At 58.0% G+C, this 15,581-nt stretch carries 11 protein-coding genes; 3 read left to right on the top strand and 8 right to left on the bottom strand.

Features of this window, described 5'->3' with window-relative positions:
• Positions 1 to 87 precede the first annotated feature (87 nt).
• Together RYC17_RS03940 and RYC17_RS03935 are read left to right on the top strand one after the other, a co-directional pair.
• Positions 88 to 3,084 carry an ATP-binding protein gene (locus RYC17_RS03940; RefSeq protein ID WP_316902546.1) on the top strand — a complete coding sequence of 999 codons (2,997 nt, stop codon included), beginning with the start codon at positions 88 to 90 and terminating at the stop codon, positions 3,082 to 3,084.
• Entirely contained in the window at positions 3,081 to 3,458 is a 378-nt protein-coding gene (locus tag RYC17_RS03935) for a response regulator (protein WP_057430892.1), read from the top strand. The genes RYC17_RS03940 and RYC17_RS03935 overlap by 4 nt, the downstream gene beginning before the upstream one ends.
• Here the strand turns inward: RYC17_RS03935 and RYC17_RS03930 are convergent.
• Both RYC17_RS03930 and RYC17_RS03925 read right to left on the bottom strand, forming a co-directional pair.
• On the bottom strand, positions 3,449 to 4,222 hold the full coding sequence (locus tag RYC17_RS03930) for a hypothetical protein (protein WP_058407495.1): 774 nt from the start codon (positions 4,220 to 4,222) through the stop codon (positions 3,449 to 3,451). The two genes, RYC17_RS03935 and RYC17_RS03930, sit on opposite strands and share 10 nt — an antisense overlap.
• 163 nt (positions 4,223 to 4,385) lie before the next feature.
• A complete protein-coding gene (locus RYC17_RS03925) occupies positions 4,386 to 7,706 on the bottom strand; it encodes a type III effector HrpK domain-containing protein (RefSeq protein WP_316902545.1) in 3,321 nt (1,106 codons plus the stop codon).
• Between the two features lie 667 nt (positions 7,707 to 8,373).
• On the opposite strand from RYC17_RS03925, the gene RYC17_RS03920 reads away from it, so the two are divergent.
• A complete protein-coding gene (locus RYC17_RS03920) occupies positions 8,374 to 11,202 on the top strand; it encodes an ATP-binding protein (RefSeq protein WP_230018478.1) in 2,829 nt (942 codons plus the stop codon).
• 16 nt (positions 11,203 to 11,218) lie between these two features.
• Here RYC17_RS03920 and RYC17_RS03915 read toward each other — a convergent pair whose 3' ends face one another.
• Genes RYC17_RS03915 through RYC17_RS03890 form a run of 6 tightly spaced genes read right to left on the bottom strand, consistent with a single transcriptional unit; the run spans position 11,219 to position 15,551 of the window.
• Positions 11,219 to 12,265, bottom strand: coding sequence for an EscU/YscU/HrcU family type III secretion system export apparatus switch protein (locus tag RYC17_RS03915; RefSeq protein WP_230018471.1), 1,047 nt, complete (start codon positions 12,263 to 12,265; stop codon positions 11,219 to 11,221).
• Positions 12,262 to 13,080, bottom strand: a complete 819-nt coding sequence (gene sctT, locus RYC17_RS03910; protein ID WP_004643252.1) for a type III secretion system export apparatus subunit SctT — start codon at positions 13,078 to 13,080, stop codon at positions 12,262 to 12,264. Before sctT ends, RYC17_RS03915 begins: the two co-directional genes overlap by 4 nt.
• Positions 13,081 to 13,086: 6 nt before the next feature.
• Positions 13,087 to 13,356, bottom strand: coding sequence for a type III secretion system export apparatus subunit SctS (sctS, locus tag RYC17_RS03905; RefSeq protein ID WP_002553581.1), 270 nt, complete (start codon positions 13,354 to 13,356; stop codon positions 13,087 to 13,089).
• Positions 13,357 to 13,360: 4 nt separating this feature from the next.
• On the bottom strand, positions 13,361 to 14,017 hold the full coding sequence (sctR, locus tag RYC17_RS03900; RefSeq protein WP_004658168.1) for a type III secretion system export apparatus subunit SctR: 657 nt from the start codon (positions 14,015 to 14,017) through the stop codon (positions 13,361 to 13,363).
• Complete coding sequence (sctQ, locus tag RYC17_RS03895) at positions 14,014 to 15,069, bottom strand: type III secretion system cytoplasmic ring protein SctQ (protein ID WP_058401418.1); 1,056 nt, start codon at positions 15,067 to 15,069, stop codon at positions 14,014 to 14,016. The genes sctR and sctQ overlap by 4 nt, the downstream gene beginning before the upstream one ends.
• Positions 15,066 to 15,551, bottom strand: a complete 486-nt coding sequence (locus RYC17_RS03890; protein WP_057401729.1) for a hypothetical protein — start codon at positions 15,549 to 15,551, stop codon at positions 15,066 to 15,068. The genes sctQ and RYC17_RS03890 overlap by 4 nt, the downstream gene beginning before the upstream one ends.
• Between the last annotated feature and the right edge of the window lie 30 nt (positions 15,552 to 15,581).

Below are 15,581 nucleotides of genomic sequence, written 5' to 3'. Positions count from 1 at the left end.
AATCGCTCTTTGTGCCTGACGACTGCATGTCGTACCAAGGCGGCGGCAGGCTGTTTCCGGTTGAAATACCCTATGGAGTTCACGCAAATGATCGAGCCCATTCTGGATGCAAGTCCTGATGCAGCGCTTGAAGCTGCGCTCGCCGAGTGTGCCAGTGAACCAATTCGGGTCCCCGGCGCAATTCAGCCCCATGGCGTATTACTCAGCGTTGCAGGCAACCCGCTGTGTATCGAGCAAGTCAGCGCCAACTGCGCAAACGAGCTTGGGCTGGACAGCGAAGCGTTGCTGGGCAGGCCTCTGTCAGTGCTGTTATCGCCCGAGCAGGCGACGATTATCGAAAACGCGTACCACCACCCTGCTATCCCACACATTGATCCGATACGACTGACGCTGGGAAGCGCTCACTACAGTGCTTCGCTGCACCGTAGCGATGACGTGCTGATTATCGAACTGGAACCCTTCGTCGAAGCCGGCCACGAACAGTCCAGAATCATTACCCGTGTGTTGCGCAACCTGCAGGCAGCGACCACGCTGGAAACGCTGTTCGATATCAGTGTTCACGAGATTCAGGCACTTACCGGTTATGACCGGGTGATGATTTACCGGTTCGAGCCCGAGGGGCATGGCAAAGTCGTTGCCCAGGCGTTGACCGGGCTGCTGCCCAGTTACAGTGGTTTGAACTTCCCAGGCTCGGATATTCCTGCCCAGGCGCGAGAACTGTATCGTCTGAACTGGATTCGGGTGATTCCAGACGCAACCTACGTTCCGGTCCCCCTGATACCGACACTGCGACCGGCAACAGGTCAGCCACTCGATCTGGGCTTCTCGACGCTGCGCAGCGTGTCCCCTGTTCACTGCGAATACCTCAAGAACATGGGCGTGCGCTCATCGATGAGCATCTCGCTGCTGGACGGAGGCGAACTTTGGGGTCTTATCGCCTGCGGGCATCCTGAACCGCTGCTGGTGTCCAGAGAGCTGCGCGATGCCTGTGCAATGATCGGGCAACTGTTGTCGGTGAAAATTTCCGCAATTGTCGCAACGGATATCCGGCGCGAACGGGAAGAGAAAGTTGCCCTGCTCGGGCAACTGGCAGATGCAATGAGTCGTGCCGACCATGACATCCTCGACGGGCTGGTGAGCCGACCCGAGCTGCTTCAGTCCTTGACGCTGGCAGACGGCGCCGCGGTTCTGATTGACGACCGGGTTCACCTGTTCGGCGTGTGCCCTGCCACCGAGCAGGTGCACGCGCTGTACCTCTGGATTCGGGACACAGGCCTGGCACGCCAGCAGTCGGCGCAGCGCGCGACAGGCTTGCAGGGGCTGGGCGTTTTTCATACCAACTCCATGCACAAGGAGTATCCCGAAAGCGCCGCCTATAGAGACGTCGCGAGCGGCGTCATAGCCTTTACATTGCCCAAGCCGATTGATAACGCGGTCATGTGGTTTCGTGCCCAACTCACCTCGACAATGAACTGGAGCGGTAACCCGGCCCATCATGTGAGTACCAGCCCGGAGGGCTCCGCCCCCCATCGCCTGCACCCAAGACAGTCTTTCGACGTATGGGAACAGCAGGTAACAGGCATCGCCAGCCCCTGGTCGCGGGGCGATCTTTATGGTGCCGAAGACATACGCCGCTCAGCACTGGAGAACGACCTCGAGCGCCAGGTCCAGCGCGAAAAGGAGGCGGTGCGTTTGCGCGATGAACTGGTCGCGGTGGTGTCCCATGACCTGCGCAACCCGATGTCGATCATCATCATGCAGTGCGGCATGATGCAGCGATGGGCAGTCGGCGATACGCACGCTGAAAACCGCAACATCCGACGCGCACTGGGCACCATCGAGAAAGCGACAACCCGCATGAACAGTCTTCTTGAAGACTTGCTCGATACCGCACAGATAGAAGCGGGCCGTTATCAGCTTTCGCGCTTGCCGCTGGGTGTCACCAGCCTGCTTGAAGAGGCGTGCAGCCTTCTGGTCATGCTGACCACTGAAAAGAATATCGAGCTCAATTGCACCGCCGCGCAGGGCCTGGTCATCAATGCGGATCCGGAGCGAATCTTTCAGGTGCTTTCCAATCTGGTCGGCAACGCCATCAAGTTCACCCCCAAAGGTGGCCGAATCAACATCGATGCGGTCGCCAGTGAAAATGAAGTCCTGTTCAAGGTCAGTGATGACGGGATAGGTATCCCGGCGGAACACTTGCCCTATATTTTCCAGCGCTATTGGTCTGTCAAGGAAGGCAACCCGCGAGGCAACGGCCTGGGTCTTTATATATGCCAGGGTATTATCACCGCCCACGGTGGACGCTTGTGGGCCGAAAGCTCACTCGATTCGGGAAGTGTATTTTCCTTCACGCTGCCTAGGCATGAGGGGCAGGATGTCATTGGCGAGGCGACGTTTTTAAAACAGAGCGGCACGACTCATCGACTGGCGCAATCGATCTCCAGCAAACTGGAGCGCCAGCAACTGGAAGATCGCCTGACCCGCGCGGGGCTGCTGAACGAACTGAACCATCGGGTCAAAAACACCCTGGCAACCGTTCAGGCCATCGCCTCTCTCACGGTCAACAGCTCTGCCTCACTGGAGTCCTTTCGCAAAAGCTTCGATGCACGTCTGTTTGCACTGAGCCAGGCGCATGATGCGCTGGCCCGGGCAGAGTGGATATCCACGGAACTGGTCGACCTGATCGAGCAGCTTCAAGCGGTAAACGCAGGGACGTACAAGATCAGCTTCACAGGCGATCCGGTCACTCTGGAGCCGCGTTTTTCATTGACGCTCTCAATGGTTCTGCACGAACTGATGACTAACGCGGTGCAGCATGGTGCACTTTCATCAGCGGCAGGTCAGGTGACGGTGAGCTCCACCCTGGACGCCGGGCACAACCCTCCCACGCTGAAGATTGAATGGAAGGAAACGGGCGGCGCGCCCGTTGCCGCAAGCACAGTGAAAGGCTTTGGCTTTCGCTTGATACGCCGCAGTATCGAGCGGGAACTCAAAGGCAAGGCCGACATTCGGTTCGCCAGCACAGGCATCATCTGGTCGATGCTGATCCCGTGGCCAGACAAACCGGAAAGCAGCTTATGAGTTCAGAATCAGACGACCAGACCTCGCTCCCCAAAGTGCTGCTGGTCGAGGACGAAACAATGCTCGCAATGCTCATGGAAATGATGCTTGAGGACCTGGGGTTCGCTACCGCTTACCACGCCAGTTCGCTTGGCGAAGGCATTGAATACGCGCGCAACGGCGACTACGACCTGGCCATTCTGGATATCAATATCATCGGCGGTAACTCATTCCCGATCGCAGCGGCCATTGCCCATCGCGGCATACCTTTCATGTTTTGCTCAGGGTATGGGCGACTGGGCATTCCCGAGGTATGGGTTGACCGGCGCTGCGTCGCCAAACCGTTCAGTGCAGAGCAGTTGAATGAGGCCTTGAGCGAACTGCTTCAGGCCTGACCAGGTCCGCTCTCAATCAGCCTGTTATCGGCTGGCGAAGGTTTACGCTCGCGGTAAGTCGCCGCCACCACCAGCACCAGCAACACCGCGAGCAACACGGCGGACGACCCTACCGTGCCGAAATCCAGTCCGCCCTTCTCGTAGGGCTTGGTCAGCACATCGCCCAACGTCGCCCCGAATGGCCTCGTCAACACAAAGGCGATCCAGAAAAGCATGATCGAGGACAGTCTGGTGGTGAAATGCAGGACAACGACCAACGCTATCGCAGAACCGATCAGCACCGCACCTCCGGCAAAGCCGAGCCCCGAGTCGTCGGCCAGATAATCGCCGAGCGCTGTGCCCAGCGTGTTGGAGATGAGAATCGCGAACCAGTAAAAAAGCTCACCTTTCAGCGTCGAGACTCTGTCTACCGACAACGATTTCTCGCTGACATACCACGCGCAAAAAATGGCCATCAGCAGGGTAATCAGGATTGCAGAACCCGTTGCGTAGCCAAGCCCGAGTGTCCGGTCCATGAAGTCCGACATCGTGGTGCCTGCGGTACTGGTGGAAAGAATGACCAACCAGTAAAGCATCGGGTGATAACGCTTTGCGGCGAGCTGTGTCACGAGCGTGGCTACAAACAGGCTTATCAGTATCAGAGAGCTGATCGCATACCCGACATCAAGCGTCATCGACAATAAGTCGCCCGCCGTTTCGCCAAGTGTGGTCGCGCAGATCTTCATGATCCAGAACGCCAGGGTTATCTGGGGCAGTTTGTTCATTGTGTCTACCTGGATGATCAATGGAGGCGTGTTTCGCAGAGCGCGAATGTCGCCATGATCAGGCTCCAGATGTTTGAAATGTGTGAGGCCGAAATGAAAAACTGATTGAAGCAGGCAGGGACTCGCATAAAAAAACAGGCCGGGTTGCCCCAGCCTGTTCACATCACGAAGCGATCGTGGTTTCCTCTGGGCCCGGCCACTCGCTGTCCGGCACATCATAGATGTCGCCATTCTCGACGCCGTCGATCTCGTACTGGGTCAGGTAGTCCCTGAGGTGATCGGAGAAGCGGTCAACGCGCGTTTCCTGCTTGCCCTCCTCGATCAGACCGGGAATCAGCAGCGCCAGAGCACCCACGCCGGCCGCGGCAATGCCAAGGCTGCCAGCGAGCAGCGGCAAGGCACGGACCACGCTGCCCGTCAGTTGCAGAACGCCCGCAGCGCCTTCAGCTGCAGATGCCAGACCTGCCATAGCGCCGAGAGATCCGGCAGTGATGCTCATGCCACCGGCAACCAGCTCGCCTCTTCTGATCGACTTCACTCCATCAAAGATGCCGTAAGCACCCGCAGCCACACCGGCAAGTCCACCGAGCCCCTTCGCGGCGTTTTCCAGTTTCGACAGGTTAGTCGTGATGTCCTTGTAAACGTCCGGCTCCAGTACGTCCTTGATGTCCTTGAACATGGTCGTGACGTTCTTGATGCCGCCCTCGACCAGCAACGTTGCGCTTTGTACCGAGCCGGTAGTGATGTCGACGATTTGCCGATCAGTCAGGGCCCCCGCGCCATTTGCGCCTTTGGCGATGGTGATACCGGCCATGAACAGGCCGCTGACGCCATGCAGGACTCCGGCACCGGAAGCGGCCTTTATCGACGAGTTATCGCTGAACAGGCCCAGCTCGGAAATGGACTTGGTGCCCTGACGCAGCAAATCCCAATTGCCCCTGAAAACGCCAAGAATCTGGTCAGACGTAGCGGGTTTGCCATCGGCATTCATCAGCAGTTCGGGGTTGCTCTTGCTGATCTCGTCGATCAGCGCCTTGACCTTCTCCTCATCCAGCGCTTCACTGCCTTCCTTGCCGAATGCTTTTTTCAGGTCCTCAAAGCTGGCATCGTTGAAGACGTTCTCCTGAGCAATCGCGGTGTAGTTCTCTGTCAGCTTGTCGTCGTATTTACCCGTGAACTCTGGGTTCAGCGCGGCGTTGTACATCGCCACTTCCATGCTGAACTGGCTGGTCGCCACTTCAAAGCTTTCAGTTTTCAACAGCTCTTTGAGGCGCTCACCGGACACCAGCGATTTTTCATAGAAAGCCTCGAAATCCTTGTTATGCGAGAATTTCTGCACTGCTTCCTGAATTTCGCCCGGTTTGCTGAAACCCAGCGCGCCCTGAACGCTTTGCGCCGAGCTGTAGAACTGAGCAAGCGCTGTCTGCTGGTCGGTCTTGCCATCCTTGGTATTGGCGTCCCACAGCTTGTCCAGCGCAGCACCGGTCTTGATATCGTTGTCGTAAGTACTTTGCAGCGCGCGCTTGAGCCCGTCGCTGCCCTCCAGCACCTTGCTTGCCTCGCTGGTGGCATTCTCGTTATAGAACTTGACTACTGCGGCATCCTTTTCAAGCATCGCTACATGTTTGTTGACATCATCGAGCAGCTTCTGCGCATCGGGATGACTGCGTACATTGTTGGCAATCTGGACCTTGGATTTGTCGTCCTTCCACATCCCGGCACCGCTGCCCTGCACGATCAGACTCTGTGCAGCCTTGAGTTCCTGAAGTACCGCAGCCTTCTGCTCTGCGCTGTAATTTTGCGGGTTATCGAACACATCCTTGTTGAGCGGGTCGGTGTTGACCTTGTCCAGCAGATTGCCTTCGGCAACGGCTTCCAGCAATGTACCTACCGCCCCGACGTCCTTCGGCGAAGCTGTCTTGATGAAGGCCTGAATGTCACCGCGGCTGGCCTTGCCATCTGTGCCCTGCTCCAGGGGACTCTTCGCATTGTCGAGCAACGCAAAGGCACCGGGCTGCGACCAGAAGTCCAACGCTTCCTTGACCTCATCACTCAACTGAGGGTTTTTCTCTTTGTAGGCTGTCAGTGCTTCAGCGTTGAAATCCGAAGAGCCGGTCTTGCCTTTGATCGCGTCGTAATTTTCGTCGATGATCGCCGCATATCTGGCGATCTGCTTTGAAGCCTCATCGGCGTCAGGGTTGGCCTTGAGAAAGTCCTTGTAACTACCGATCTCCTCGGTCTTTTTCAGCTCGGGGAGCGCGGCGAAGCCCAGCTTGCCAAAATCCTGCAACCGTCCGGCCTCGGTGCCATGCTTTGCCTCGGCGCCCTTGGTGAAGCCATCAATGCTGCTGTTGAACACCTGGCCACCTGACTGAGCCTCGCCCTTCTCGTTGTACAGGGTCACCCGGTCAAGCACCTGGGCCGCACGAAACGCGGCATTGGCATCTTTTTCGAAATCGCCGACCCGCTCCTTGAGCATGTCCTTGACGCCGCTCTGGTTGCCCAGATTCTTCAACAACGGATTAGCGTCGATGATCTCTTCGGCCGAACGCTTGTCATCCTTGGGCAACTCCCACAAAAAACCGAGTTTCTCGGCCTGTTCACGTGCTTCCTTGTTGTCACCCGCTGATGACACATTGGTCATCTCGCCCTTGAGGCTTGCAAACCCGTCCTTGCCAAAGTCCTGCAGGCGACCGGCTTCAGTACCGTTCTTCGCCTCGCCACTCTTGGTGAAACCGTTAATGCTACCGTTCGCTACATCGCTACCGACAATCCGCACGCCGTTGCCATCGAACTGTTCGATGTGAGCCAGCACCTGGGTCGCGCGATAGGCTGCGTCGGCATCGCGCTCGAAATCGCCGACCTGCTCCTTGAGCATGTCCTTGACGTCACTCTGGTTACCCAGATTTTTCAACAACGGGTCACTGTCGATTATGGCCTGCGCGTCGCGCTCGTCACCTTTCGGTCGCTCCCACTGAATGCCCAGTTTCTCGGCCTGCTCACGGATGGCAGGGTCGTCAGCCGGGGATCGCACCTCATGCAGTTTGCCTTTCAGACTGGAAAAACCGAACTTGCCGAAATCCTTCAAACGACCAGCTTCGCTGCCATGCTTCGCGTCGCTGCTGCTGGTATACCCGTCGATGCGATTATTGCCGATGTCGTTGCTGGCCAGACGGTTACCATTGGCGTCAAAGGTCTCAATGTGTTCAAGCAGTTGCACAGCCCGGAATGCGGCGCTCGCATCCTTGGTGTAATCGCCCACCTGAGCGATCAGGTTCTCTTTGGCTTCGCCACGGTCGCCTCGTCCGCCCAGACTTTTGAGCAACGGGTTGTCGTCAATGATTTCCTGTGCAGAGCGCTTGTCATCTGAAGGTAACTCCCACTGGATACCGGCATCCCTGGACTGCTGCACGGCCTGCTCCCAGGCCTTGGCGTCTACCGGGTCTTTTGGCTTTTCAGTGGTGATTTTGCTGACGGAGGTCATTGTCTTTATCCTTCCATTGGTCACCAGAAAAATCACAGCGACAACTGCTGCCCGCGCAAAAGAGCGAGCTGCGCCATGAGTCAGACTGGTGCGAGCTGGGCCTGACTAAAAGGCAGAGGCACGGGACCTGATCAAAGACCAGGCATCCGCTATCACACGCGATTAAATCGAACTTGCGTTAAGAAGGGATGACACAGACCGGAAAGTTACCTCGAACAGTTATCTCAGCGACCTCATTACGCAACGCGTTACGGGTAACAAGACGGTTTACTTCTGATGACACGCTGACAAGCCATACAGCTTGAAGGCAGGGTCAATACAGCACATTGCCGGTTTTTCGCATGAATATCTCAACCGTCCAGGGCCCGAAGTCGTCGAACTCACCGAGACGCTTTATGAGGGTTGTAGAAAATTATCGCTCAGTCGACAGACGGTACTCGGGTTGACCGGCAAATGATGTCCATTACTACGGGCGTGGTTTATGCATGGCTAACTAAACGGTCACATCAGCTAATTAAGATTCAGCGTCCCACCCGAACAGGCGCGTCAAGCTCACCGAGCTGACGTTACGGGATGTAAGCAGATCAAAAAAACCGTTTACAGATCAATACCTCATGCTCCTGCAAGGTGCGGTAGCACGGCTGTTACTTCTGATACAGGTCTAAGCATGGATTTTGAAACAGGCGGCCCGGGTACAACGGTCGATATCAGAACACGTGACGCTCTCCAGGGGCAGGAAGCTATCCGCTTCGGCTCTTTTGTGCTGCACCCGCAGCAGCAGCTGTTGTTCAGGCACTCGCAGCCGGTACCGCTGGGCAGTCGCGCCATGTCTCTGCTGGTGGCATTCGCAACACGCCCCGGCGAACTGCTGGAAAAGGCCGAATTGCTGGCACTGGCCTGGCCAAAGGCAGTGGTGGAAGAATGCAACCTGCGCGCGCAGATCGTGACGTTGCGCAGAGCGCTGGAAGAGCAGGACGATTTCACTTATATCGTCACCGTGCCAGGCAGGGGTTATCGATTCAGCGCACCGGTGAGCGTGCAACCAGCAACCGCTCCTGCACTACCTGCACCTGCAAAGGACACATTTGCTGCGGCACCGGCGATAAAGCGCCAGGTGCTTGGCCGTGACGCGCTGATCCGGCAGCTGCATGAACTGACGCTGGAGCGTCGCTTGCTGACCTTGACAGGTCCTGGCGGCGTGGGCAAGACCACCGTGGCGCTGGCGCTGGCTGATAGCCTGGCTGCACATGCCTCGTTGAGCACCGCGTTCGTCGACCTTACACCGGTCAGCTGCGCTCAGCCTGTCGTGGGCAGGATTGCCTTCGCCCTGGGTTTAAGCACTGAAAACGAACAGCCGCTGCGTGACATCCCGCCCTCACTGGCAAAGCGGCCGCAATTGCTGGTACTGGACAACTGCGAGCATGTACTTGATGAAACCGCCTCTGCCGTAGAAACATTATTGGCCAATGCCCCACTGTGCTGCGTAGTGGTCACCAGCCGTGAGCCCTTACGCGTACAAGGCGAATGGGTGCATGAACTCAGCCCCCTGCAAGTACCGGACGAAAACCAGACTATCAGCGCCGAGACTGCCATTGCCTACTCGGGTGTGGAACTGTTTGTCACACGTGCCCGAGAGCAGGACCCCGCATTTGTGTTGACTGACAGCGATACCGGAGCGGTCGCAGCCATCTGCCGCAAACTGGACGGCAATCCGTTGGCAATCGAGCTGGCCGCTGCACGCGTCAGGACATTCGGCATTGCCGATCTGGTCGGGCTGCTGGACGGGAGTTTTCGCTTGCAGATGACCGGACTGCGCACCGCGTTACCGCGTCAGCGTTCGCTAAGCGCCACGCTGGACTGGACCTACGGCATGCTCACCGGGCACGAGCAGGCACTCCTGCGTCAACTGTCCATTTTCAATGGCTCGTTCACGCTTGATGGCGTCATGGCAATCGTCAATATCGGCTTGCCGGATGTACGCATGACGCTACCGATGCTGGAAAGCCTGCTCGAAAAATCCCTGCTCGGAACCTTTGACCACAGCCAGGGCAAGCGCTTTCGACTGTTGGAAACCACGCGTCTGTATGCTCATGACAAGCTCGTTCAGCTCGATGATGTGCCGCGTTTGTGCCGCGCCCACGCCCAGTGGGCACTGCGCCTGCTCAACCAGGCCAGAATCGATCTCGATCAGCTGACACAAGACGTCTGGACCCAACGCTACGCCGCAGAGATCGACACCATTCGCGCAGCACTGACCTGGGCCTTTTCGGCCGCGGGTGATCGACAACTTGGTGTAGAACTGACCCTGAGCAGCTCACCCCTGTGGCTCAGGCTGTCGCTGGTGCGCGAGTACCAGGACTGGGTCAGCCTCGGTACACCGCGTCACGTCGAAGAAAAGGCGCAGATGGATCGTCGTCAGCGTATGCGCTTGTTGACCATGTCCGGCAGTATTTTGATGCTTACCTACGGCGCCGGGCAGAAAATGCGCGAGGTCTGGCAACAGGTCAGTGAGGATGCCGAAGTGCTCAACGACTCCGAGTATCGCCTGCGCGCTTTGTGGGGCCAATGGAACGACCACACCTGTAGCAACAGGCACCGCGAGGCTCAAGAGGTAGCCTTGCGATTCCTCGCGCTGGGCAAGGATTACAGAATCGCCGACTGCCAGTTGCTGGGCAGGCGAATGCGCGCCACCAGCGCGTTTTACATGGGCGATATGAAAACCGCCGGGCAGGCGATCGAAGAAGCTCTGGGCGCTTCAAGGTCTGCTTCGTCACATATCATCGACATGCATTTCGACCAGCGAATTGCCGCACAATCATTGCGTGCCCAGGTACAGTTGCTGGTTGGCAATACCGGCCAGGCGATGGTTGCCCTGGACACCAACGTGAAGCAGGCCATTGCCCTGAGTCACCCCGCAACGCTCTGGTATACCCTGGCCATCAGTGCGATACCCGCAACGCTGATTGCAGGCACGCTGCACAAGACACGTCACTTTCTGGATGTGCTTAAAAAAAGCAGCGAACGGCAACCGCTGCATATCTGGCGTCAGTTGACCAGTTGCTACGAGAGTATCCTGCTGATCCGTGAAGGCAACCCGGCAGCAGGCGTGCCATTGCTGGGAGAAGCCCTTCAACAGCTGCGCAACCATGTGGAAACGCCGCTGTGTTCGATGCTGCACACCGAGTACGTATCAGGTCTGGCCGCACTGCGGCTTGAACCCCTTGCGCTGGAAACGCTGGATGAAATTCACATCAACGCTGTTGAACACCATGATCGTTGGTATTTGCCGGAGATCATGAGAGTCAAGGCACAGCTGATGCTCAGTCAGCCACACACTCATGCGCTGGAAGAGGTACGCAAGATGCTGACCCAGGCGCTGGACATCGCTCGGCAGGACGGTACACATTTCTGGGCCTGGCGCATCAACGCAGACCTCAACCGCCTGAAAATCGCGCCCGGTACACCAGCCCCTCGCCATTGCCCGGCGGTACATTGAAATACGGCGTCAGGCGTCAGATCAGCCGCTGCGCCACCAGCGCATCGGCCACTGCCTGAAACGTATTTTCCGGCACCGGATCACCAGCTACGCTGCGCCGGGCGATCATTTCGGCGAGACTTGCGTCGGGCCAGCGGGCAATGCCCAGCGACAAGGCCTCTGCCAGCAAGGTGCTCGAATCCTGTGACGAGGCACGACAGACCACTATCGGCACCGGTGTCTCACCGCGCACATAGCGTACGCCCACCACCCAACCTCCGCTGTCGCCAATCATCAAGGAGGCGCGCCCCAACCCAAGCTTTGTGGCCAGTGCCTGCATTTCGCGACGCTGACGCTGGCGTTCGCGCTTGATCATGGGGTCGCCATCAATATCTTTGCGCTCGCGTTTCTGCTCGCTATGGCTCATTTTCATTTCACGGCCGAACAGCCAGCGTTGCATCAGCACGTCTACCGCGCCGACCAGCAGAAACGCTGCAAGCACGGTGAATACCAGTGGTTTGAGGACCAGATAGAACGTCGACTCGATACAGCCTTCGCCGCATCGCGATGACTCCATCAGGGCCTGAAGCGCCTGGCGGCCGACGACGTAGAATGCCAGTGCCAGTAACACAACCTTGACCAGTCCCTTCAAAAACTCGATCAGGTTGCGCACGGCGAAAATGCGCTTGAAACCCTCGGTCGGGTTGATACGTTTGATATCCGGCTGAATCGGCTCGATCGAAAACACCACGCCGCGCATGGTCACGATGTTGGTCAGGATCACCGCGCCGACAGTCACGGCTACCACTGGCACTGTAATGCCGATGACAATCTGCTCGGCGTGATCGAGCAGCCGTGGCCAGACCTCTGCAAACGGCTCGATATAGATCAGTGCGCTCAGATCTATCAGTGCCTCGACCTGCGCACGTGCCTTGGGCAGCAGCACCGAGATGCACAAGGTACACAGCAGGATGACCATGCCCGACACCAGGTCCTGGCTCTTGGCAACCTGCCCCTTCTTGCGAGCGTCGCGCAGCTTCTTGTCCGAGGCCGGCTGGCTTTTTTCCTCGCTCGACTCACTCATCCCGGGCCCTCGCTGGCCAGCGTTTTCAGAACCTCGACCGTTCCTCGAAATTGCGCCAGCTGGTCAATCATGACCGGAATCAGAAACCCGATATAAACCACCATCAACACCGCAAAAAACAGGTTCTTGACCGGCAATGAAAGGTCAAAAATATGCAGGCTGGGTGCCATGCGCGACAGGTACGCGAGCATTAGATCAGTGATCAGCATCGCAATCAGCAAGGGCGCGACCATCAGCACACCAATGCGCATCACCTGGTCGAGAATGGCCAGAATGGAGGTCAGGGCAGCGCTGCTGAACAACGGCGTGAACTCGGTGACTGGCCAGAGCTGATAGCTGTGGTAGTAACCATCGACCATCAGAATAAAGCCGCCCGACATGAAAAACAGTGTAATGAGCATGACGGTCAGCAGCGTGGCCATCACGCTCGCTTCCCCCTGCCCCAAAGGGTCGACCAGCTGCTCCATGGTCGAACCCCGTTGCAGGTCGATCAGTTCGCCAGCCACCTCGGCAGCCCAGAACGGTATGCCGAACAACAGGCCGATCAGCAGCCCGATCAGCAACTCCTTGATCATCAGCCCCGCGAGGAAAAAACCGCTGTGCTCGGGCATAGAAGTGAACGCCGAGAACACCGGCAAGATCATCGGCACCGAGATCGCCACTGCCACGCAGCCACGAATCATGCCGGTCAGGCCCAGACGATTGAATGCCGGGGTAATGATCACCACACCCATCGCCCGCGAAGCTGCCAGCGATGCGGAACTGATCACCGGATAAGCGATTTCGATGAACGCATTGGTCAGATCAGCGCCCATGACGACTCATCGGGTCCACAAGGGAAAGTTGTCCAGCACCTGATTGCCCAGCTCTGCCACCTGCCCGGCCAGCAACGGCCCGACAAACACGATCACCAGCAATACCGCTACCAGCTTGACCACTTGCGGCAGTGTCTGGTCCTGGATCTGGGTCAGTGCCTGTAACAGGCCCACACTGAGGCCGACGACAATGGCCACGATCAACGCCGGAGCGGAGAGCAGCAAGACAGTCATCAGCGCCTTGTTCATCAGCGAGAGAAAAACATCCTGGCCCACGGCGTCAGCCTCCGTAGCTCAGGATCAGACCGTGCATCAGTCTTGACCAGCCACTGAGCGCCACAAACAGAAAAATCTTCAACGGGATTGAAATCAAGGTGGGCGAGACCATCGACATGCCCATCGCCATGAGCACATTGGAGACCAACAGGTCGACGACCAGAAACGGGATATAGAGCAGAAAACCGATCTCGAAGGCACGGGTCAGTTCAGAACTGACGAACGCCGGAATCAGCACGACAAGATCGTCATCGCGCAGATCGGCTCGCGCCTCGGGCGACCATATGGTTTCGGTGGCCTGGACGAAAAAACCGCGTTCGCTTTCATTGGCGAACTTCGAAAGGTGCGCCTGTAATGGCGGGCGCAAGGCGCTGCCGAGTTCCTCCAGTTGCTGGACATTCTGCAGGCTCAGATCGCGGCCTTGCACCTCCCGGTACATGTCGCCGATCAGCGGCGTGGTCACGTACACCGACAGAATCAGCGCAATGCCGTAAAGCACCAGATTGGGCGGCGTCTGCTGCACGCCCAGCGCATTGCGGATCAGAAACAGCACCACGGATATCTTCATGAATCCCGTCAGCGTCACGACGGCCAGAGGAATCAAACCGATAGTAGCGACGACCAGAATGATTTCGATCAGGTTCGGCTGGTAACCGTTCATGAGGCAGTGAAACCCAGCAGTCGCACACCCAGACCGTCGCCGATACTCACCAACTCGCCACGGCCTATACGGCGGCCATTGACCATCAGGTCCACCTCATCGTGCCTCGAACCGGCCAGCGGCAACAGGCTGCCCGGCGCCATCTCGCGAAGTTGCGCCAGCGTCAGTTCAACGCTGCCCAGTTGGCAGACCAGCGTAAGCGGCAATTCGTCCAGCGAAGTATCCAGATCGGAACCGTCGGTCATTTCACTCATCGAATCGTTCCTGTTGAAAGTGTGGGAGACGTAATGGGGACTGACGGTCCGCAGAGGACCCAGCCATTCGAGGGTTTCACCCTGGTGCCTGGCAACCGTCTGGTAGCGCTTGCCCAGCCGCAGCAGCACCTGCGTGTCGGCCAGGGTGTCGAGCATGACCACATCGCCCGGCACCAGACTGTGCAGCTCTGTGGTGGTTAATGGCGCCTGCCCGGCCTCGACACTCAACGTGAGCACCAATGCATCAAGCGGCTGCGGTCTTGTAACGGCGTTACGGTCGAGCAGCGCGATGACGTGCCGGGCGCTGTCAGCATTCAAATGTATTTCCAGCGTCTGTGCCTGCCCCTCATCAGGCCGCACTTCCAACGCGAGCCTGAGTGGATTTTCGAGCGGATGTGCAGGCCACGGGAGCACCTGAACAGGCTCGCCCGATAATGCTTCCAGAGGCTCGATCCAGCTCAGCCAGGCCTGCTCCAGTAACAAGGTGTCGGTCTGGGTATCGACTGACGCACCTGGCAGCCAGCCCAGCCCTGACAGCTCGAAAAGACGCGACGGAACGACAAGTTCGAAGCAGGCCTGTCCGAACCTGATTGCCACCCTCACCGGCCGGCGACACTCGCCACCCTCGCTGGCCAGGCTCACGTGCATGGGGCGCTGCCCAAGGACGATCCGCCACGGTGCTGTCTGGCGATGCAACAGGTTATGCAAACTCAGCAGATCAGCATCGAACCGGGCAAGCCGGCTTCGGACTGAACCAATGCCTGGAGGCAAAGGCATTGGCTGTACGCACACCGTCATCGCTCGTCTCCAGGTGGGGATCCTTTGACGGGCAGGTCTGCCTGATCGGCCTCATCGCGCTGCTCACTGGCCCGCGCATCGTTGCGCATGCGCTGTTCGACGAGGTTCTGCCAGGCTCGGGACTTTTTCAGCTGTTCAAGGTGCGCCTGCCTGAGCCGCTTGCGTGCCTGCTCTTCAGTCTCAAGGTTCAACACCGCATTATCGGCATCGGCCTGCAATGCCTTGCGTTCGTCATGCAGTTGCTTCAAGCGCTCCTGAACGACCTTCCACTCGCTGACCGACAGGCCCTCGCTGAGCTGGCCGACCGCCTGCTCGGCCTCCTGAGCCAGTTGTTCCCGGTGCAGGCGTAACTTTTCCCGAGCCTGATCCAGCTCGGTGTGGCTATCACGGCAGCGCTCCCGTTGAGCGCCAAGATGAGCGGCAGCGCGCTGCTCACGCAACAGACGCAAGGCTTGCAGGCTGTACAGGTCTGCCTTCTTCATCGTTTTTTTCCATAGCAAAGACCAATCGGC

Origin of the sequence: Pseudomonas syringae group sp. J248-6, assembly GCF_032586995.1 — a bacterium.
GTDB classification, from domain to species: domain Bacteria; phylum Pseudomonadota; class Gammaproteobacteria; order Pseudomonadales; family Pseudomonadaceae; genus Aquipseudomonas; species Aquipseudomonas amygdali.
The sequence above is the reverse complement of the archived record's forward strand: the minus strand, read 5'-3'. Positions and strand labels throughout refer to the sequence as shown.